The sequence below is a fragment of the Gracilibacillus alcaliphilus genome (assembly GCF_016909015.1).
In the GTDB taxonomy this organism is placed as follows: domain Bacteria; phylum Bacillota; class Bacilli; order Bacillales; family Amphibacillaceae; genus Gracilibacillus; species Gracilibacillus alcaliphilus.
Map to the genome: position 1 here is coordinate 15,189 of NZ_JAFBFA010000040.1, position 20,030 is coordinate 35,218.

At 40.7% G+C, this 20,030-nt stretch carries 18 protein-coding genes; 16 read left to right on the forward strand and 2 right to left on the reverse strand.

The features are described 5' to 3' along the window. Positions 1-18 precede the first annotated feature (18 nt). A complete protein-coding gene (locus tag JOD18_RS20775; RefSeq protein ID WP_204671059.1) occupies positions 19-2,322 on the reverse strand; it encodes an AraC family transcriptional regulator in 2,304 nt (767 codons plus the stop codon). 209 nt (positions 2,323-2,531) lie between these two features. Continuing rightward, the gene (locus JOD18_RS20780; protein WP_204671061.1) at positions 2,532-3,185 is read right to left on the reverse strand and encodes a YesL family protein; all 654 of its coding nucleotides are present in this window, start codon (positions 3,183-3,185) and stop codon (positions 2,532-2,534) included. 422 nt (positions 3,186-3,607) lie between these two features. On the opposite strand from JOD18_RS20780, the gene JOD18_RS20785 reads away from it, so the two are divergent. The 16 genes from JOD18_RS20785 to larC2 all read left to right on the forward strand — a co-directional run bounded on the left by JOD18_RS20785 (position 3,608) and on the right by larC2 (position 20,015). Then, a complete protein-coding gene (locus tag JOD18_RS20785; RefSeq protein WP_204671108.1) occupies positions 3,608-5,095 on the forward strand; it encodes an extracellular solute-binding protein in 1,488 nt (495 codons plus the stop codon). Between the two features lie 391 nt (positions 5,096-5,486). Further along, entirely contained in the window at positions 5,487-6,446 is a 960-nt protein-coding gene (locus JOD18_RS20790; RefSeq protein ID WP_204671063.1) for an ABC transporter permease, read from the forward strand. Positions 6,447-6,693: 247 nt separating this feature from the next. Beyond that, positions 6,694-7,572: a carbohydrate ABC transporter permease gene (locus JOD18_RS20795; protein WP_204671065.1), complete on the forward strand. Its 879-nt coding sequence runs from the start codon at positions 6,694-6,696 to the stop codon at positions 7,570-7,572. Between the two features lie 36 nt (positions 7,573-7,608). Further along, positions 7,609-8,655: a prenyltransferase/squalene oxidase repeat-containing protein gene (locus JOD18_RS20800; protein ID WP_239588276.1), complete on the forward strand. Its 1,047-nt coding sequence runs from the start codon at positions 7,609-7,611 to the stop codon at positions 8,653-8,655. Positions 8,656-8,693: 38 nt separating this feature from the next. Beyond that, positions 8,694-9,914, forward strand: coding sequence for an MFS transporter (locus JOD18_RS20805; RefSeq protein ID WP_338029588.1), 1,221 nt, complete (start codon positions 8,694-8,696; stop codon positions 9,912-9,914). After that, positions 9,914-10,231, forward strand: a complete 318-nt coding sequence (locus JOD18_RS20810) for a cupin domain-containing protein (RefSeq protein WP_204671067.1) — start codon at positions 9,914-9,916, stop codon at positions 10,229-10,231. Before JOD18_RS20805 ends, JOD18_RS20810 begins: the two co-directional genes overlap by 1 nt. Before the next feature lie 5 nt (positions 10,232-10,236). Further along, positions 10,237-11,706: a glycoside hydrolase family 28 protein gene (locus tag JOD18_RS20815; RefSeq protein WP_204671069.1), complete on the forward strand. Its 1,470-nt coding sequence runs from the start codon at positions 10,237-10,239 to the stop codon at positions 11,704-11,706. Then, positions 11,706-13,271 carry a glycoside hydrolase family 43 protein gene (locus tag JOD18_RS20820; protein ID WP_204671071.1) on the forward strand — a complete coding sequence of 522 codons (1,566 nt, stop codon included), beginning with the start codon at positions 11,706-11,708 and terminating at the stop codon, positions 13,269-13,271. The genes JOD18_RS20815 and JOD18_RS20820 overlap by 1 nt, the downstream gene beginning before the upstream one ends. A 6-nt stretch (positions 13,272-13,277) precedes the next feature. Next, positions 13,278-14,372, forward strand: coding sequence for a glycoside hydrolase family 88/105 protein (locus tag JOD18_RS20825; RefSeq protein ID WP_204671073.1), 1,095 nt, complete (start codon positions 13,278-13,280; stop codon positions 14,370-14,372). Continuing rightward, positions 14,372-15,058, forward strand: a complete 687-nt coding sequence (locus tag JOD18_RS20830) for a rhamnogalacturonan acetylesterase (RefSeq protein WP_204671075.1) — start codon at positions 14,372-14,374, stop codon at positions 15,056-15,058. Before JOD18_RS20825 ends, JOD18_RS20830 begins: the two co-directional genes overlap by 1 nt. 27 nt (positions 15,059-15,085) lie before the next feature. After that, positions 15,086-15,916 (forward strand): 5-dehydro-4-deoxy-D-glucuronate isomerase, encoded by an 831-nt coding sequence (kduI, locus tag JOD18_RS20835; protein WP_204671077.1) that lies wholly within the window; start codon positions 15,086-15,088, stop codon positions 15,914-15,916. Between the two features lie 11 nt (positions 15,917-15,927). After that, positions 15,928-16,710 (forward strand): 2-dehydro-3-deoxy-D-gluconate 5-dehydrogenase KduD, encoded by a 783-nt coding sequence (gene kduD, locus JOD18_RS20840; protein ID WP_204671079.1) that lies wholly within the window; start codon positions 15,928-15,930, stop codon positions 16,708-16,710. A 19-nt stretch (positions 16,711-16,729) separates the two neighbouring features. Beyond that, on the forward strand, positions 16,730-17,566 hold the full coding sequence (locus JOD18_RS20845) for a sugar phosphate isomerase/epimerase family protein (RefSeq protein WP_204671081.1): 837 nt from the start codon (positions 16,730-16,732) through the stop codon (positions 17,564-17,566). 343 nt (positions 17,567-17,909) lie between these two features. Further along, on the forward strand, positions 17,910-18,311 hold the full coding sequence (locus JOD18_RS24885) for a hypothetical protein (protein ID WP_338029589.1): 402 nt from the start codon (positions 17,910-17,912) through the stop codon (positions 18,309-18,311). A gap of 65 nt (positions 18,312-18,376) precedes the next feature. Then, on the forward strand, positions 18,377-19,417 hold the full coding sequence (locus JOD18_RS20850; protein ID WP_338029590.1) for an extracellular solute-binding protein: 1,041 nt from the start codon (positions 18,377-18,379) through the stop codon (positions 19,415-19,417). Between the two features lie 175 nt (positions 19,418-19,592). After that, positions 19,593-20,015, forward strand: a complete 423-nt coding sequence (gene larC2, locus JOD18_RS20855; protein ID WP_204671111.1) for a nickel pincer cofactor biosynthesis protein LarC2 — start codon at positions 19,593-19,595, stop codon at positions 20,013-20,015. Positions 20,016-20,030 lie beyond the last annotated feature (15 nt).

Genomic DNA, 20,030 nt, shown 5'->3' on the forward strand with positions numbered 1-20,030 from the left:
GATTTCGTCAGCTTCTTATTAAGCTTCTTTGTTTTTATACTGTGTCCGGTACTTGCCAGGAGTTGTTTCCTCCATTTTTCGGAAGGAGCGGATAAAGTTCTGTGAGTTATTATATTGCAGCCGTTCGGCAATTTCCTTCACGGATAGATCCGTAGTTACCAGCCATTCCTTAGCCTTATTTAACCGATAGCGCAGCAAGTATTCACTAAATGGGTATCCTGTTTCTTTCTGAAAAATACTGCTTAAATAATTCGGATTATAATGCAGCTCGGCAGCCACGATATCAAGCGAGAGATCTTTATCATAATTTTCATGAATAATTTGAATAATCTTATCTGATATTTTACGGTTTTTAGAATCATCCTTTTCATCAATACTATGAATTAATGGAAGGATGATTTGATTACTTACCCAATCATGAATCGCTTCAATGGAGCGCAGATTTTGATAGTGTGTGATCATATCGGTTGATTGAAACTGTTCTACGGCAGCCCCCAGCGATTCTTTCAGTTCATACAATTCATATAAAAAGCGTGACAAGATAATTTCCAGCTGTTGATGATGAATATCATGGCGGTCTACATACTCAAAGAATTTGGCTAGTTCTTTTAAGGCGACTTCTTGGTCGCTTAGCTTAATGGCATCGAATATTTTATCTTTAATTGCTGTCGGGTATGGAGCCACATTAGAATAACGCCTGTTCAGATTTTCATAGAAAATAATCGAGGCTTCCCCCATTTTGAGGCGGTATTTCAAGGCTTCTTTACTTTCTTTGAAAGCTAAATGAGCTTGATCTAAGTGCTGGTATCTCTTGCTTATCCCGATACTTACCGACAAATGGAGCAATTCCTGAACCTTAGATTGGATCAGCTCGACCTTTTGATTGACTAAACGTGTGTATTCTGCTTCATTATTCGAATTTGTCAGGATAATAGTAGCTTGAGTATCATTAATGACAACAGGTGTCAAGCATTCTTTCTCAGAAAGCAGATCCTCCATTAAATTATTAATTGCAAATAAGATTAGGTCTTGATCATTTTGGCTGAACTTCTGCTGGTCTATTTCATCTATTTTCAGAGAAAAGACAGAAAATAAGTTCCAATCCTGGCTGTAATTAAACGATTTACATTTAAGCGGTATTTCATTCTGGGATACTTTCCCTTGCAATAATCGAATCATAAACAACTGTTTCAGCTGGGACACTTGATTTTGCACCCGTTGTTCTAATAAATGATTTTGATTTAGCAGCCGTTCAATATGGGATTCAATCATGTCAAATTCATTAATAGACCGGTTAGCTGTAGATTTACCCTGGCCACTGCTGTCAATGATTTGCTGCAGTTTCTTCACTGGCTTATACAAGACCTTACTGCCTATAAAGGCAAAATATAAAGAAATAACTAAAAGAATAATAACAATCGATAAGGTGAGCCAGCCAATCGAGCTTGATCGCTTATGGAGATCGCTCAATTTAACCAAGGATAGATATGTCCAATTATTATAATCTGAGGTTTGATAGGAAATCTTATAATCAGTGTTATTAAGGCGATATTCGAATTCACCTTCAGAAGCGTCCCAATCAATTTGGTCAAACAGTTCATTGGGAATCTGATTAACCTCACTGGTATATTCGGTATTACTCTGGGCAATGGTATGGTTCTCTTTGTCTAAAATCAAGAAAGATTCGCTGTCATTACTTTTTAGCATGATCTCGCTTAATTCACAGGTTGGTATAATCACAGAAATTAAACCTGTATAATTAGTAGACAGGACGGGCAGTTTCTTCACTAGGTTAATATACTGTGAACAGCTCTTTTTGGTGGCATTAGGTATACCCAGTTGATCGGCCTCCTCGGTAATCCACATGGACTTGCCTGGCAGCTGAAGATAATTTTGATTAATTTGCTGGTAAGTTTGGTTATCTAAACGAACCAGACCATCATTATTTACCAGCCAGTGTTTCTCCAAATTTACTAACACGATATCTTCTATTCCTGTCTCAATGGTTTGCAGATGATTGAGATCCTTGCGCAGCTTATGGAAGTCACTAAAGGCATTGGCATGCATGTCTTCCCTAAGATAGGCTTGTGTTTGTGCAGAACGTACAAAGTAGGTCGTAGATAAGTCGATATATCGCAAGACTTGTTCCACATTAGTTTGGATTTGATAAATATTTTGCCTTTTTTCATCATTAGAGTAGTCAACGATAGCCTTAGAGGATTGCCAGTAAGACAGCCCACCTGTAATAATAACAGGTACAGTGCTTAAAATGACCAGAAAAGCAATGAGCTTGAAATAATGCTGAGAAGATATTTTTTTCATTGACCCTACTTCCTTTGTCTTGAATTATCGTTAACAACTTTAATTTTACCATGGACATTTATATTATGGTAAACGGCAGTGGAGATAAAAAACGACAGCTCTTTTTATCACGGTGTAAACGTCCGTAACTCCCCCATCTCAAGGGTTTGTGGATTTAAAAGAAGTCGAAGTGGGGTAAAGAAAGCCCCAGTGATGGCAATTTCACTTTATCATACAGTCATCTCCACTTTTTTTAACTGTTCTTGCTGTTTTTTGAATAGCTGGGTGAAACCTATGTGCGTAATGAACATCGTTGCATATGCACTCACACTAAAGCTGAAAAAGAGAGTCAGGCCGGGAAAGCGGAATGAAATAAAATAAATCCCCACCAGGATGGTCAATGCACAGATGGAATAATGTAAATTAACTGCTCCAATCGAGACAGCATAACGAATGTACTGCCAAAAGGTAAGCTGATAGTGTACATAAACCGGAGCAATATATAGAAGCAGCAACAGATAAAGGAATGCCGCTATCACAAAGAGACCAAATAGAATGACATAGATATTGGAGTTTGCCATAAACCCGGTATAGTTTAGAAATACCGATAAGAAATAACCAATCATATACAAAACAATACCAAACAAGTTCGCTTTAAGAAAAGACTGTTTATATTCGGAGAAGAAGGTTTCAAAAACGGGAATATCGTACTCCTTTACCACCCATTTACGCACAACCGCAAACATGGCAAAGGTAGCGGGGAATATCCCGAATAGAAGAAGTCCCACTAATGTGAAGGCAATCCATAACAGGTTAAGCCATGCCAGGCGTGTGACCCACACACTAATCCGATAAAATCCACCCCATATTCCTGATAGTTCCATATATCATCACCTAACTTTATATAATGTTGTATTTCTAACTTTATATAATGTTGTATTTATAGATAGCATACCGTGTCACCTAGTATTCGTAAACCTCTTCGTAAAACGTTTTCATTGGTATAATCATCATATAAGGCGAGGGGAACTATTGATGTGTAAGGGTTTACAATGTTGAGAGACAGCAGAATAATCATTATATCATTTCTTTTTCTTGGAAAATAACGAGATGATTATTTTAGCAGAAGAAGCGAAAATAACCTAAGTAATGATTGTGTTTCTCATTCCTGTGAAGAAGTGATTATATACAATATGAAGCGTTTTCACTATTATGAGAAGTGTACTCAGCGGGAACGCCAAAGTGCAAAAAAAGCTAAATATTTTGGAGGGTGGTTAATTTGAAAGATTGGAAAAAACTATTTGGAATGGCTTTATTACTACTACTTTTTGTTTTAACAGCATGTAGCAGCGACAGCAGTTCGAATGACAGCGGTAGCCAAGCTTCCGACGATTCCGGAGACGACGGGGAGCCCTATTCGTTTACGATTATGGCAAACCTGCATACCCCGGAAGTTCCTAATGATAAGGTGCTGGAGCAAATTGAAGAAGCAACGAATTACGATGTTGAAATTCAATGGGTGCCAGATAACAATTATGATGATCGCTTAAACACAGCCTTTGCAACGAATTCATTACCTGAAGCGGTCTTTTTAAAGAATCAATCTTCCTTTATTCAATTTAGAGAGGCAATTGAGGACGAGCAGTTTTGGGAAGTAGGTCAATACCTGGATGAGTTTGAGAACTTATCTAAATTAAGAGATGACGTGTTAGCAAATACACGTATCAATGGCAATTTATACACATTGTATCAAGGCCGTCCCTTGTCCAGACAAGGTATTATCTATCGAAAAGATTGGGCAGATAACTTAGGTTTGGAGGCACCAACAACCACTGATGAATTTATGGAAATGGCCAGAGCCTTTACAGAAGATGATCCAGATGGAAATGGTGAAGACGATACATTTGGTATCACTGACCGAAATGATTTGATCTATGGTGCGTTTAAAACAGTAGGCTCTTGGTTCGGTACGCCTAACAATTGGGGTGAACAAGACGGAGAACTATTACCGGAGTTTATGTTTGATGAATATAAACAAACAATGGATTTCTTTAGAGAAATGCATGAAAACGGCTATATCAATCAGGATTTCCCTGTTACAAGTAAAACAGATCAACAAGAATTCTTCAAGAATGGTACAGCAGGTATTTATGTAGGTGCTATGTCGGATGTGGTCAGCTTGTATCATGATGCGACAGCAATTAATCCAGATGTTGAATTGGATGTACACAACTATGTAGAAGGACCTCATGGTGAATACGGTATCTGGTCTATTCCTGGTTATGGAAGTTTAGTGATGTTCCCTAAGAGTTCTGTCGAAACAGAAGACGATTTAAAGAAAATCTTAGGTTTCTTTGATCAATTAATGGATCCGGAAGTAATGAATTATGCTTACTGGGGTATTGAGGACGAACACTATGAAGTAATTGACGGAGCCGCCTTACCTACAGATGATCAATCGCTGTTTGACCGTGAAGTCAAACCATATCAAGCATTAGAAATCGGTGAACCGGAAACAAACGGGCGTTATGAAGGATATTTTGATTATGAGCCTAAAGAAAAATCAGAACAATTATTTAAAGACAATGAAGAATATCTGATTGAGGATCCAACTGCTGCCTTATACTCTGAAACATATGTCAATGATGGAGCAAGGTTGCAGGAAATCATTACAGACGCAACCTACAATTATATCATTGGTCAGCTGGATGAAGCAGGCTTTGACGCTGCTGTAGAGAAATGGCAGTCAGAAGGCGGCGATGATATTATCGCAGAATTTAACGCTGCTCAATAACTAAACAGAACACAAAAGGGCTCTTAAAAAAATTTTAAGAGCCCGATCTATAGCTAAGGGAAAAGACAGAAGTGGTAATCATTTTCTTATATGGTGAGAAAGCTGCTATAAGAATTCTCCACCCTTTAATCTACAAGAGGCAGAGGTTTTGATAATCATGCACTTATATTAGCTTTCTCATCATTGTGGAGGGCGAAAAGCATGAATGTATACAAGAACAGCGATGAACGGCAGCTCAATATCAATATTCGCTGAGAAAATACGTGATGAGGTCTGATATCACGCTGTATAAGCAGTTGATAAGATAATGATTATTTACGTTATATCTCCTTTAGCATACGATTTTTATAAGCTATTCCAAAATAGAAACTTAAAAGAAAGGGTATTGCTTATGGAAACTACTACAGTAACAGTAAAAGAACAGAAACGAATCAAGAAATTAAAACGTTCCGAGACATGGCGCAATATTAAGAAAAATAAACTGATTTACCTGATGATTCTGCCTGGTTTTATCTATTTTCTTATTTATAAGTATTTGCCGATGTATGGATTAATCATTTCTTTTCAAGATTATAAACCGTATAAGGGTGTGATGGGCAGTGAATGGGTAGGGCTGGAACATTTTCAGCGATTATTTGCCAGTTCGGAATTTTGGATGATTTTCAAGAATACATTAATGCTCTTTGGGTTACAAATTTTCATCTTTTTCCCAATCCCGATTATTATTTCTTTAATGTTGAATGAAGTGCGTCATCAATTCTTTAAACGCAGTGTGCAGACATTAATTTATATTCCTCACTTTATGTCATGGGTAGTTATTGTGTCGATCAGTTATGTATTGTTAACCCTTGATGGCGGAATTGTAAACGCTATCCTGGAGACACTTGGTTTTTCTAAGGTTAATTTTCTCTTAAATGAGGAATGGTTTAGGCCTATGTATATCTTACAGGTTATCTGGCGTGAAGCAGGTTGGGGGACGATTATCTTTCTTGCTGCCATTACAGCAGTTGATCCGCAGCTATATGAGGCTGCCAGAATGGATGGGGCGAATCGTTTTCGTCAGATGTGGCATATTACGATCCCTGCCATCCGCAATGTAATTATTGTACTGTTAATCTTGAAAATTGGTGATGTGCTGGAGTTAGGCTTCGAACATGTTTACCTATTATTAAACTCTTCTAACCGAAATGTGGCAGAGATTTTTGACACATATGTTTATGTAGCTGGTCTGCAGCAAGGTCAGTTTAGTTATAGTACAGCTGTGGGTTTCTTTAAAGGCGGCGTAGGCTTGATTATGGTTGTATTCGCGAACTGGCTGGCGAAGAAATTTAATGAAGAAGGTATCTATTAAGGATGTTCAAAAAGTCCAATAAAAATGACACGGCGAATTTCTGCGTTGGCTTGCTTTTCCGCTACTCACGTATTAAAAGCATACGTTCCGTGGCTCAAAGCAGCGCCGCCTTGAACTTTCGACGTACAGGACGTACTAGTATCGGTGTTGCAACACGATGTTGCGAACTTAGCCGATGATGGTCCTTTTCCCGGACTTTTTGAACACGCACTATTAAGAGAGATAACAATAGACGAGGTGAAAAATAATGGCGAAACAACAAATTTCTGCGGGAAGTCGTGTGTTTGACTTCTTTAACTATTTTCTATTAGCGTTGCTGGCATTGATTACGATACTGCCATTTATCCATGTAGTAGGCAGTTCCTTTGCAACAAGTGCAGAGATTGCAAGAACGAAATTTCTGTTATTTCCAACGGAATTTTCCCTACAGGCGTATAAGTACATCTTTTCTACCGGTACGATTTTTCGTGCTTTAGGTGTATCTGTGATGGTGACGATCGGGGGAACAATATGGAGTATGTTCTTCTCCGTCTTGACAGCTTACGGTCTGTCAAGAAGGGATCTTGTAGGAAGACGTACACTGAATTTCCTGATTGTCTTCACCCTATTATTTAATGGTGGGATGATTCCGACATTCTTAGTGGTACAGCAAACAGGGTTATTAGATTCATTATGGGCATTAGTTATTCCAGTAACGATTAATGCATTTAATATGATTATCTTACGGAGTTTCTTTATGAATCTGCCTCAAGGTTTGGAAGAATCTGCCAAGATTGATGGTGCCAATGATTTTAGTATTTTATTCCGGATTGTATTGCCGATCTCCTTACCGGCTATCGCAACAATTTCTTTATTCTATGCGGTTACTTATTGGAACACCTATATGCACGCAATCCTTTACTTGGCAGACGCTGATAAATGGCCGGTGCAAGTACTATTAAGACAAATTGTCGTATTAGCAAGCGGGATGAATTATGATGCGGAATCATATACAGACGCACCACCTCCAGAGGTAACGGTCAAGATGGCAACCATTGTCGTGGCAACCGTTCCTGTGTTATTAGTATATCCATTCTTACAGAAATACTTTGCTAAGGGGGCTTTGCTGGGGTCTGTTAAAGGTTAATAAATAGAACAGCTTATGAAAAGGAGACGCGACGTTATGAAGAATTGGCGTGACCGGGAAACACTTCGTTTAGATACTTTGCTGGCAGATATAGAGCGTTGGGTATTGGAACAGTTTGATCAAGAAACGGGCGGATTTTATTTCTCCCGAAGTGCCATGATTGTCAAGGCTTATCCTCCTGATATTGAGTCGACAGCTCAGGCATTAAATATTTTGTTAAGGTGTAATCGTTTGGAAGTATTACCGAAAGAAAAGCTGATTGCTTTTTTTCAAGCTAAGCAAGACCCGGAATCAGGCTATTTCTATGATGAGCATCCATTGATGAAACAGGATGAGGTCATGGTACACAGGGCTTTAAACTACGCTGTCAACAGCTTGAAAAGGCTGGGTGCAAAGCCGTTGTATCCATTACCGATTGAACAGCAGCAGGCACCTGCCTATACGAATTCATTGGAGACGTATCGAAAAAAGTGGGCAAGTATCTCTTTGTCTAATAGCTGGAGAGGCTGCGATTTGCTGGCCTCCTCCACTATATATTTTGCGGAAATGGAGACGGAGAAGCGACAGGCATATGTCAAAGCTTTTGCTTCTTTTCTCGAGGAAAAGCAAGACAAGGAAACAGGTTTGTGGGGAGAAGGTTCACTGTATGTAAGAATCTCTGGCACTTTTAAACTGCACACCTTTTACCGTAAACATCAGCTTGCCATGCCGCGTCAGCAACAGATATACCAATCGATTTGGGAATGTCTGCATACCGAAGAGGCCGTGGATATGTGTTATATCCGTAACCCGATTGATTTGCTAGCCTATTTAGCAGTAGACATTTCAGATCAGGCGTTAGAAAAAATATCGCGATTGACGATTGATCATCTGAGCAGGTTGAAGCAACAGGATGGTGTTTTTTCCAGAGAGTTAGGACATTCAGTCAAGGCTCCTAATGTAGCCCAAGTGAAAGAGGGAGAATACTATCCTGATATGCCTGCCGCGGTAGAGCTAGGGCTTGGTTTGCCGGAAGGAGATATGAATGCTACGACGCAAGCAACATTGATTCGGAAACAGCTGCACCAATTATGGCAACAGTAATGAGATAGCTTAGCAAAACAAAATGGGAGCAGAAAGAAGTGGCTAGCTTGGGGAAGTTATTTCAATTAGATCAACGGAAAAAGTTATCAGCAGATGCTGTCAATGTTTTGATCAATCATGCTATTTTTCAATTTGGCGGCGCCTTATCGATTATCTTTGTCAATTTATATTTGTGGCGGTTAACCAATAGCTTATGGGTCAATGGTGCCTATAACTTTATTGCGATCTTATCACAGGCGATCACCACCTATATGATTGGGCGTACCTCTAAGAAAAAAGGAAGAACAATCATCTATCGTTATGGAATATGGATGACGGCTTTGTTCTATTTGTTGATTGTACTGGTACAAGAAGCAATTGTGGAACACTTCTACTGGTTTGCTCTATTGCGGGGGATCGCGCAAGGTCTCTATTGGGTTGCTTATTTTACGATTGTGCATGAGGTATCATCGAATCAGAATCGCCATCGATATTTAGGCTGGAATCAGATGGTGATGGGGGTAGCTAATTTGCTGGCGCCTGCCTTGGCAGGGTTTATGATCAGTCTCTTTGACGGGCTAATCGGTTATATTATGGTGTTTGCTATCGCCTTTTGCTTATTTTTCCTAGCCACGATAAGAAGTTTTCGCTTGAAAAAGGAAACAGCGCGGCACCGCAGTTATTACATGAAATATCTCGGGCAAATGATCCAGCGGCAGCCAGCATTTCGGTCGGCTTTGTGGGGCTGGTTTATCATTGGCTTCCCGCAAGGAATCCTGATGTATATTCCGCCTATCCTGATTTATAGTATTTTCGAGAACGAAGGCGTGGTTGGTTATCTGAATGCCGGTTTTTTAACGATCTCCATTATAGCCAGCTATCTTATTTCCCGTTTTGCCCAGATCGAGGATACCGTCAAATACTTATGGGTTGCTGCGATCGGCTTTTTCCTATCAGGCACGTTTTTGACATGGGAAATAACGGTGTGGAGCGTGGTGTTGTTTATGGTGACGCAGAATCTGTTTAAACCGTTACAGGCTAATGCTTATGCGGCTTACTATTTTCAATGGATTGACAGGCTGCCGTTAAAATCGGCATTCCGTGTCGAGTCCATTGTGCTTAGGGAAACGATTATTAATATCGGCAGGGCTTTAGGGATTGTGATCTTTATGCTGTTTTCTCACGAGATAGATGCCATGACAGCTGGTTATGTCATTTTAGGGGTAATGGCCTTGCAATGTATATTACCAATGTTAATTACTTTAATGGAGGATACATAATGACACGGAATCAATGGGAACAAGCAGAAGCAGGGGTAACAAGAAAAATTCATCCGCCAGGACAAAACATGATGATGATGGAGGTGGTTTTTGAACCAGAGGCTGAGGGGGCAAGTCACAGCCATCCCCATGAACAGCTAACTTATTGTTTGGAAGGGGAACTGATTTTCACAATTGATGGAAAAGAACAGAAGATTGTCCAAGGGGACTCTCTGCATATTCCATCACAAGCTGTACATGGTGTCAAGGCGGTAACCAAAAGTAGACTGCTAGATATATTTAACCCGTTACGGGAAGATCTGTTAAACAGGGAGTGAACAGTATGCTAGTTTTTAATATCAAAGATTATGGGGCAGCACCGGAGATGGACTGCACAGCTGCTATTCAGCAAGCAATACAGGCATGTGAACAAGCAGGTGGAGGAACGGTATACATTCCGCCGGGTATATACCAAACGGGACCAATCGCTTTAACTAGTTATATGACATTATACTTGGAAAGTGGTGCTGTTTTATCCTTCTCGGATGACTTTGAACAATATCCGGTTGTAAAAACACGCTGGTCAGGTTATGTGTGTAATGGTTTTATGCCGCTTATTTATGGGGCAGACATTCACCATGTTTCAATTAAAGGAGAAGGGATTTTAGAAGGTAATGGCCAAAAATGGTGGGATGTTAATCGGAAATTAAGAAAAAAACAAGTTTATCGATCTAATAAAACAAAAGAAATTGCCGAGGCAAATCAGACGTTTACAGAACCGGCAGATACGAATCTCGTAGAATGGCCGTCACAGTTTCTCCGGCCGCCTTTAATTCAATTCTATCGAGCGGCACATATTTCAATCACTGGTGTGACCTGTCGCAATTCTCCATTTTGGAATACACATCTGGTATTTTGTGAGGATGTCTCGATTCATCAAGTGACTTTTGAGAATCCATCGGACACACCTAATGGGGATGGGCTGGACGTTGATTCCTGCCAAAATGTTAGGATTACGGATTGCCATTTTGATGTGGGGGATGACTGTATTGCCTTAAAGTCAGGAATTAATCAAGATGGCAGAAATTACGGCGTACCAACGAAGAATGTCACAATTGCTAATTGCACGATGCACCATGGTCACGGGGGTGTTGTTTTTGGCAGTGAGAACTCTGGCGGATTAGAGAATGTGACGATTACTAACTGTGTCTTTGATGGAACGGATCGAGGGATTCGGATTAAGACCAATCGGGAAAGAGGCAGTTACATACGCAATATTTTAGTCCAGAATATCATGATGGATCGCGTGCTGTGTCCGATTGCGATTAATTCCTTTTATCGTCATGGTGTCAGCAGGAGTAATCAACATTTGCTGGACAGTGAAGCCATTGAGATTAGTGAGAAAACACCTATCATAGAAAATATCCGAATTAGTCATGTAACGGCAACAGAGAGTAGAGCGGCGGCTGCATTTCTGTATGGACTGCCGGAAATGCCCATTCGCCATGTGAAGTTAGAGCATATTAGTTTGGAGATGACAATGGATGAACACATGCCAGGCGGGGAACCGGATATGGTACGAGAGGTGATCGACATGGCAGGGGAAGGAATTTTCGCAAAATATGTAGAAGACTTACATCTCCATCATGTGACGGTAAGGCAGCGCAAAGGCCCTGCGGTATACCTGAGTCATGCGCAGCAAGTGACAATTGATCAGCTGGATACCGATTCTTCAGAGGGGCAAATCGAACTTGATCATACCGAACATATTTTTGTTAAAGATCCAAGGTTTGAGGAGGCAGGCAGAAGCTAATGAAAACTTTTAAAAACCCAATTATTCCAGGTTTTTACCCAGATCCATCTATTTGCCGGGTGGAGGATGACTATTACTTGGTAACATCTAGTTTTGAATATTTTCCAGGTGTGCCGATTTTCCATAGTAAAGATTTGGTTCATTGGCGGCAAATTGGCCATGTACTAGACCGGCCAGAGCAATTAAATTTGGATCAAACGCCTTATTCCAGAGGGATATATGCACCAACGATTCGATATCATGAGGGAATTTTCTATATGATTACGACCTTTGTCGTTAGTCCCACTGGTGCGCGAAGGAATTTTTATGTGACGGCAACTGATCCGGCTGGTCCTTGGTCCAATCCAATTTGGCTGCCAGATGCACCAGGTATTGATCCGTCACTGCTATTTGATGACGATGGCAAAGTATATTACACCGGTAATCGTAAGCCGCCTGCTGGTCAGTTGTATAAAAAGCATAATGAAATCTGGCTTCAGGAATTAGATACTGAAACAGGCAAGCTGATTGGCGAGAAATACAGCTTATGGGATGGGGCCTTGAAGAATGCCCATGCGCAAGAAGCGCCTCATTTATATAAAATAAACGGCTGGTATTATCTCATCATCGCGGAAGGCGGAACCGGCCATACCCATGCGGTTACGATTGCCCGGAGCAAGAGTGTGACAGGGCCTTATGAGATGACGGAAACGAATCCGATTTTAACCCATCGTCACTTAGGAAAGCAGCATCCAATTGTTAATGTAGGGCATGCCGATATCGTTCAAACCCAATTTGGTGATTGGTGGATGGTATGTCTGGCTTCCAGACCGTATGGCGGTTATTACCGCAATCTTGGCCGGGAAACTTTTTTAGTTCCATTTGTCTGGGAAGATGGCTGGCCGATTGTCAATCCTGGCAAAGGAGTGATTGAGCCAGAGATGGAATTTCCTCATTTACCAGAGCATAAATGGCCGGCACAGCCGTTGCATGATTCCTTTGAATCTACAAAACTTGCCGATCAATGGAATTTTATCCGTACGCCGCGTGGTGATTTTTGGTCGTTATCCGAGCGGAAGGGGCATCTGCGTCTAAAGGCTAAGCCAGAAAACATTATGGAGGAAGAGAATCCATCCTTTGTTGGCAGAAGACAGCAGCATATTAACTTTTATGCCGAACTCGTTGTTGAATTCAAACCAGAAAAAGCCACAGACAGTGCAGGATTGGTATTGTTACAGAATCATAACTATCAAATACGGGTGGAGATGGTGTCAGAAAATGATCAACTGGCGGTAAAGTTAACTAGAAGAGAGGCTGGAGAGGATCAACAGATTGCCCGGCAGCCTCTATCCATCAACAAGATTTATTTAGGAGTAGAAGCAGTTGGGCAAGACTATACTTTTACTTATGCAACAGAACTTAGTGAGTGGCGTGTGTTAGCTGAAAAGGTAGACGGCCGCATCTTAAGTACAGATATGGCTGGTGGTTTTGTTGGTGCCTATCTAGGCATGTATTGTTCAGGGAATGGTGAAGCAAGCACGGCTTATGCCGATTTTGATTGGTTTGAATATCAGGGAAGGGAATGAGTACAGTTGACCGTACAACAAATAACAGCACTTGGCTGGGCAAAGAAGGCCTGTGACACGCTGATGGATACATATCAGCCAGTTCAATTACCTCCTGCTAATCGCTGGCATTATCACCAAGGGGTATTCCTTTGCGGGGTGCAGGATCTTTATCAGTTAACAGGGGAAGAGAGATATTATCAGTATTATAAAGAATATGTTGATCAACTGATCGATGAGGAAGGCAATTTCTATTTTGCCAGAAGCGAACTGGACGCCATCCAGCCTGGTTTGTTATTATTACCATTATATGAGAAGACGAAAGCACGTAAATACCGTGCAGCAGCGAGTAAGCTCAGATATTTATTAAATACCTTAAATAAAACGAAGGAAGGAGGGTTTTGGCATAAAGATAAATATCCTTATCAAATGTGGTTAGATGGCTTATATATGGCAGGCCCGTTTGCTATTCGCTATGGTCAGATGTTTGATGAACCAGAGTTAATAGAACTAGTAATAAAACAAGAATCGTTAATGCGCAAACACACACAGAAAGAGAATGGTCTGTATTATCACGGCTATGACGAGAGTAAACAAACTCCATGGTCCACAGAAAAAGGGCATGCTCCTGAAGTATGGGGCAGGGCGCTTGGCTGGTACGCGATGGTGACGGTGAATTTTATTGAAATGCTGCCATCTGATCATCCCAAGGTCGAAGAATGGAAAGAAGTCGTTCAGCAATTAATCGAGGCATTGATCACCTTCCAAGATGAAGAGACGGGACTGTGGTATCAAGTCGTCGATAAGCCGAATGAACCGAATAATTATCTGGAAAGTTCTTGTTCCTGCTTATTTATCTATGCGATTGCCAAAGCAGTTCATAAAGGTTATGTAAACACTGCATTTTTACAAAAGGCAGAAAAAGGTTACCGAGGTCTATTAGAGCATAAGGTAGCAGTTGATCAGGCTGGCCAGTTTAAATTGCATGATATTTGTATTGGTACCTCAATCGGCACGTATGATTATTATGTGGAGCGTGAGACAAGTACGAATGATTTACATGGAGTAGGTGCCTTTGTCTTAGCTAGTGTGCAGTTAGCGATTGGAAAAGGAGAAGTATAATGACAGCGTTTCAGCTATTCTTAGCGGGAGATTCGACGATGTCTGATTATCCCGCAGATGACTACCCGCGAATGGGGTGGGGGCAGGTCTTATCTGATTACTTCGATGATAAGGTGTCAATTTGTAATCATGCGGCTTCAGGCAGGAGTACAAAATCTTTTATTGATGAAGGGCGGTGGGAACAGATAACAGCAGTTTGGCAGCCGGGAGATTATGTTTTTATTCAGTTTGGTCATAATGATCAAAAACCGGATGTGGAAAGAGCTACCGATCCCTTTACCAGCTATGCCGCCAACTTGCGTTTTTTTATCGAACAGGCAAGGGCTGCGGAAGTGACACCTGTGCTGCTAACTTCTATTGCCCGCAGACACTTTGATGATCAAGGAATATTACAAGACACACATGGGCTATACCCGGAAGCAATGAGGCAAGTAGCCAAGCTGCAGCAAGTCATGTGCCTCGATATGCTAAAACGGTCGAGTCAATTGTTGATGAAGCTAGGGGAACAGGGTTCTAAATCGCTGTTTATGCAGCTTGCACCTGGCGTGTATCCTAATTACCCATTAGGAGAACAAGATGATACACATCTGACAGAAAAGGGAGCACAGGCACACAGTAAGCTTTGTATCGAGGAATTAAGGCTGATTCATCATCCCTTAGCCCAATATGTGAAGGGAAATAAATAAACAACATACTCAAAGGAGGACATAAAGATGGACGTACGTTATGCAAATCATCCGGAAGAAATAAAAAGGTATAATACAGATGAATTGAGAGAGAAATTTTTAGTAGAGAAACTATTTGAACCTGGTCATGTACACTTAACTTACACCCATGTGGATCGAATGATTTTTGGCGGTGCCACACCGACAACACAAGAATTAACGATCAAACTGGATAAGCAATTAGGTGTGGACTATTTTCTCGAGAGAAGAGAGCTGGGTATTATTAATATTGGTGCGGCAGGTTATGTGGTACTGGATGGTGAGAAATACGAGATGAATCAGTATGACGGTCTGTATGTAGGCCGTGGAACAAAAGAAGTTTGGTTTGGATCTGAACACCCAGCACAGCCTGCCAAATTTTATTTGTTATCTTCACCTGCACATCACACCTATCCAACGGTTAAGATAGCTAAAAAGGATATTAAGCCTTTGGAATTGGGCGAAACTGCCACATTAAATGAGCGTAAAATTCATCAATATATTCATCCTAATGTCTGTGAAAGCTGTCAGCTGCAAATGGGCCTGACCATGTTGCAGCCGGGCAGTGTCTGGAACACGATGCCTGCTCATACCCATGATCGTCGCAGTGAGGTATATCTCTATTTTGATATGGAAGAAGATACGAGAGCTTTTCATTTTATGGGGGAACCTCAGGAAACAAGACATCTTATCTTAAAAAATGAACAGGCAGTCATCTCGCCAAGCTGGTCAATTCATTGTGGCACAGCGACGAGTAATTATACTTTTATTTGGGGAATGTGTGGAGAGAACATTACGTATACAGATATGGATCACATTCCAATGGATCAATTACGCTAGGAGGTTATCACATGGGAAAAGGACTGCAGGATTTTTCATTAGACTATTTCTCTTTAACAGGAAAAACAGCAATTATTACGGGAGGAAATACGGGGCTGGGTCAAGCTTATACTGTAGCATTGGCCAAGGCTGGTGCCAATGTATTTATCGTCACTCATGGCACTAATTGGGAGGATACTAAGCATGAATTAGCAGGAAGCGAAGGGGAGGCAGTATTCCATCAAGCTGATTTAGCAGATCGTGATCAGTTGAAACAAGTGATTCCAGCGTGTAAAAAGGCTTTTGGTACAGTGGATATCTTGATAAACAATGCAGGAACGATTCGCCGTAATCCATTGCTGGACTATAGGGAAGAAGATTGGGACGATGTATTGGCGTTGAATTTGGATGCGGTTTATTTATTAAGTCAAGCGGCAGCTAAGGAAATGGTCCAGCAAGGCAGCGGCAAAATTATTAATATTGCTTCGATGCTCTCCTTTCAAGGCGGCAAATTTATTCCGCCATACACCGCTAGTAAACATGCGGTGGCAGGTCTGACCAAATCATTTGCTAATGAACTAGCCTCGGCAGGTATTCAAGTCAATGCGATTGCCCCAGGTTATTTTTCAACGAAGAACACAGCCCCGATCAGGACTGACGAACAGCGGAATGCCGAGATATTATCGCGTATACCTGCTGGTGAATGGGGCGACCCGAGTGAATTAATGGGAACGGTTGTATATTTAGCCAGTAAAGCCTCTGATTATATGAACGGACATGTGATAGTCGTGGATGGAGGCTGGTTAGCCAGATAGTTTCATAGGAGGGGTATAGATGCAATTAGGGATTAGAGCCCATGATTTGGCCTTTGACCAACTGGACCAAATAGCAGAAACGGTAGCAGCCAAAGGCGTCCAGTGTGTCCAGCTGGCATTGGCGAAATCAATTCAATATATGTCGACAGCTACCGGTTCTTTAAGTCCAGGTTATGCGAAACATATCAAACAAACATTTGATAAATATGGTGTAAATATTGCTATTTTAGGCTGTTATATTAATATGATCCATCCAGAAAAGCAGCAACGAGATCATTTATTGGAGCGATTTAAAGAACATCTTCGTTTTGCGCGGGATTTTGGCTGCAGTATCGTAGCTTCGGAGACGGGAAATGTGTATGAAAAAATGGGCTATACCGAGGACAATTTTACCGAGGCGGCCTTTCAACAAGTCGTCAAGAGTGTCCGTGTCTTAACAGATGAGGCGGAGAAATGGGGGGTGATCGTAGGGATTGAGGGTGGTGTGAACCATCCGATTCATACCCCTGAGAAAATGAAAAGATTACTCGATGAGATTGACTCCTCTCAGCTGCAAGTAATATTTGATCCTGCCAATTTTATGTCTCCTGGTAACTGTCAGGATCAGGCTGCTGTTTTTCAAGAATCATTTGCTTTATTTGGAGATAGAATCGTTGCTGTGCATGCTAAAGATTTTATTTTGGAAGATCATAAGGTAAAGATGGTTCCAGTCGGGCAAGGGCAGTTGCGTTATGATCTTCTGTTTGCATGGATCAAAAAACATAAACCGTTTATCGAGGTACTAATGGAAAATACGAAAGAGCCTTACATAGATGAGGGGAGGCGTTATTTACAGCAGATGTATCGAGAAGCTTAAGTTAGATAGGTAAAAGGATAGGAAAAGACTAGGGAAGCTAAGGTCTCTAATTACGAAAGAGGCCTTCTCATAGAAACGATAAATAAAGCATTAGTTTATGTATTTTTCCGGAAGCCAGATTTTCCGTGAATCAAAAAGAGTGCTTGTTTCCTTATAAAAGGAAGCGGAACGTACGGATACCCTGGTGGGCAATATATGCTTTTTAAATCCCGTTAAATTGAATTTTTATCTAATTTTCCTATAGGGGGGTGGTTAAATATATAACGTTATAATCTTATCAAGTATGTATAGACTTCTCTAACGGATTGGTGATCACATTTCTTACAAAAGGGGCGATTTGATAATGAAGAAATGGTCGATAGTACTTCTTTTTTGCTGCGTTGTCTTAGCCGGGGGATTGCTTGTGGGCTGCAACAGTCAGGAAAGCAATACAGAAAATAAGCAAAGAACTAGTGACACTGAATCACAGGAAATTTCCATTATGCTGAACTTACATGTTCCTGAAGTTCCGGACAAACGTTTAGAAGAATTAATCGAGGAAGAAACGAATACCGAACTGGACATTAAATGGGTACCAGATAACAATTATGCAGAAAGTTTAAATACCTCCATTGCTACAAATAACCTTCCAGATGTCTTTCTCTTAAAAGATGTTACCTTAGAGCAACAAAAAGATGCGATTAGGGATGATCAATACTGGGAAATCGGCCCCTATTTGATGATTATCCAAACTTATCTAAACTAAATAAAGATATACTAAAAAACACTGCTGTTGATGGCAAGATATATACCTTGTACGCTGGCAGGCCGTTGTCTCGTCAAGGACTTATCTATCGAAAGGATTGGGCGGATAACCTTGGTCTTGAGGCACCTGAAAATTTGGATGAATTATATGAAATGCTGAGAGCTTTTACAGAAGATGATCCAGACGGCAATGGCGAGGATGATACGATTGGTTTAACAGACCGTGAAATCTTAGGAACCTTTGAAAATATTGCTACATGGCATGGCGCCCCTAATAATTGGGGGGAGAAAGATGGTCAACTGTTACCACAATTTATGTTTCCTGAGTATCGAGAAGCGATGGACTACTTTAAACGTTTATTTGATAACGGATATATTAATAAAGATGCGCCAGTGACGAGCAAAATAGATCAACAGGAATTATTTAAAAATGGTACGGCGGGAGTATATATCGGAACGATGGGCGATGTGGAAAGTATGTATCAAGATGCACTGGCAATCAATCCAGAGGTTGTCTTTGATGTACACAATTATATCGAAGGACCAGATGGGGAATATCGTACAAGAGCGATCCCTGGTTATGGAAGTATGCTGATTTTTCCAAAAGCAGCTGTGGAAACAGAAGAAGAATTACAAGGTATTCTATCATTTTTCGATTATTTGATGACACCTGAAGGGGCAAATCTTCTATTATGGGGTGTGGAAGGTGAACATTATGAAGTGGTTGACGGGAAAGGAAAAGTAATCGAAGAGAATAGAGATGCCTTTAACCGTGAAATATTACCTTATACTTCGTTAGAAATTGGCGAGCCTGAGACAAATGGCCGTTACACGGGCTTTTTTGATTATGAACCAAGGACAAAGGCTGATGAATTATATATCGATAATAATGATTATTTAGTTCATGATCCAACAGCCTCACTAGAATCAGAAACCTGGGCTTCTCAATCGGAAACATTGACACAAATTATGACAGACGCAACCTATCAATATTTCCTTGGACAAATAGATGATGATGGATTTGATCAAGCGATTGATAAATGGAAAGGAGCTGGAGGGACACAGGTTATCGAAGAATATAATCAACAATTACAAGAACAGAAGTAAAAATAGAATCCTTTGTGAGTTGAAATCTATCGCTTACAAGGGGTTCTATTTTTTTGAACACGCACTGAAAAGGCAATATTAATTAACTAATGATGAATTCTATGTTAATAATAGTAGAAAAGACAATGAGGTGATCTAGGTGCATCCACCAGATTATGAACATACTGATATCAATATGGTTAAAATGGAAGTGAATTTAGACGATACACCAGGTGAATGGCTGGGGTATGTCATGGATAAGTTATTTGAAGCCGGAGCAAATGATGTCTATTACACGCCTATTTATATGAAAAAAAACCGGCCAGCGGTTCAATTACAATTACTTTGTGACGCAAATTTATTGGAAGCAATGAAGAAAATCTTATTGGAAGAGACGACGACTTTTGGAGTCCGTTATTATCCATTGAGTGTATTTCGGATGGAAAGAGAGTCAAGACAAGTAGAGACAGAGTGGGGAACAGTTCGTGTAAAACAAGGGTGGTATAATGGACAATTGTTAAAAGAAGCTCCCGAATATGAGGATTGTCGGTCGATCGCAGAGACAAATCAGATTCCGTTAAAAGCAGTGTATGAGGCTGTTTGGAAACAGCTCAACTGAGGCAGCGGGTAGGTA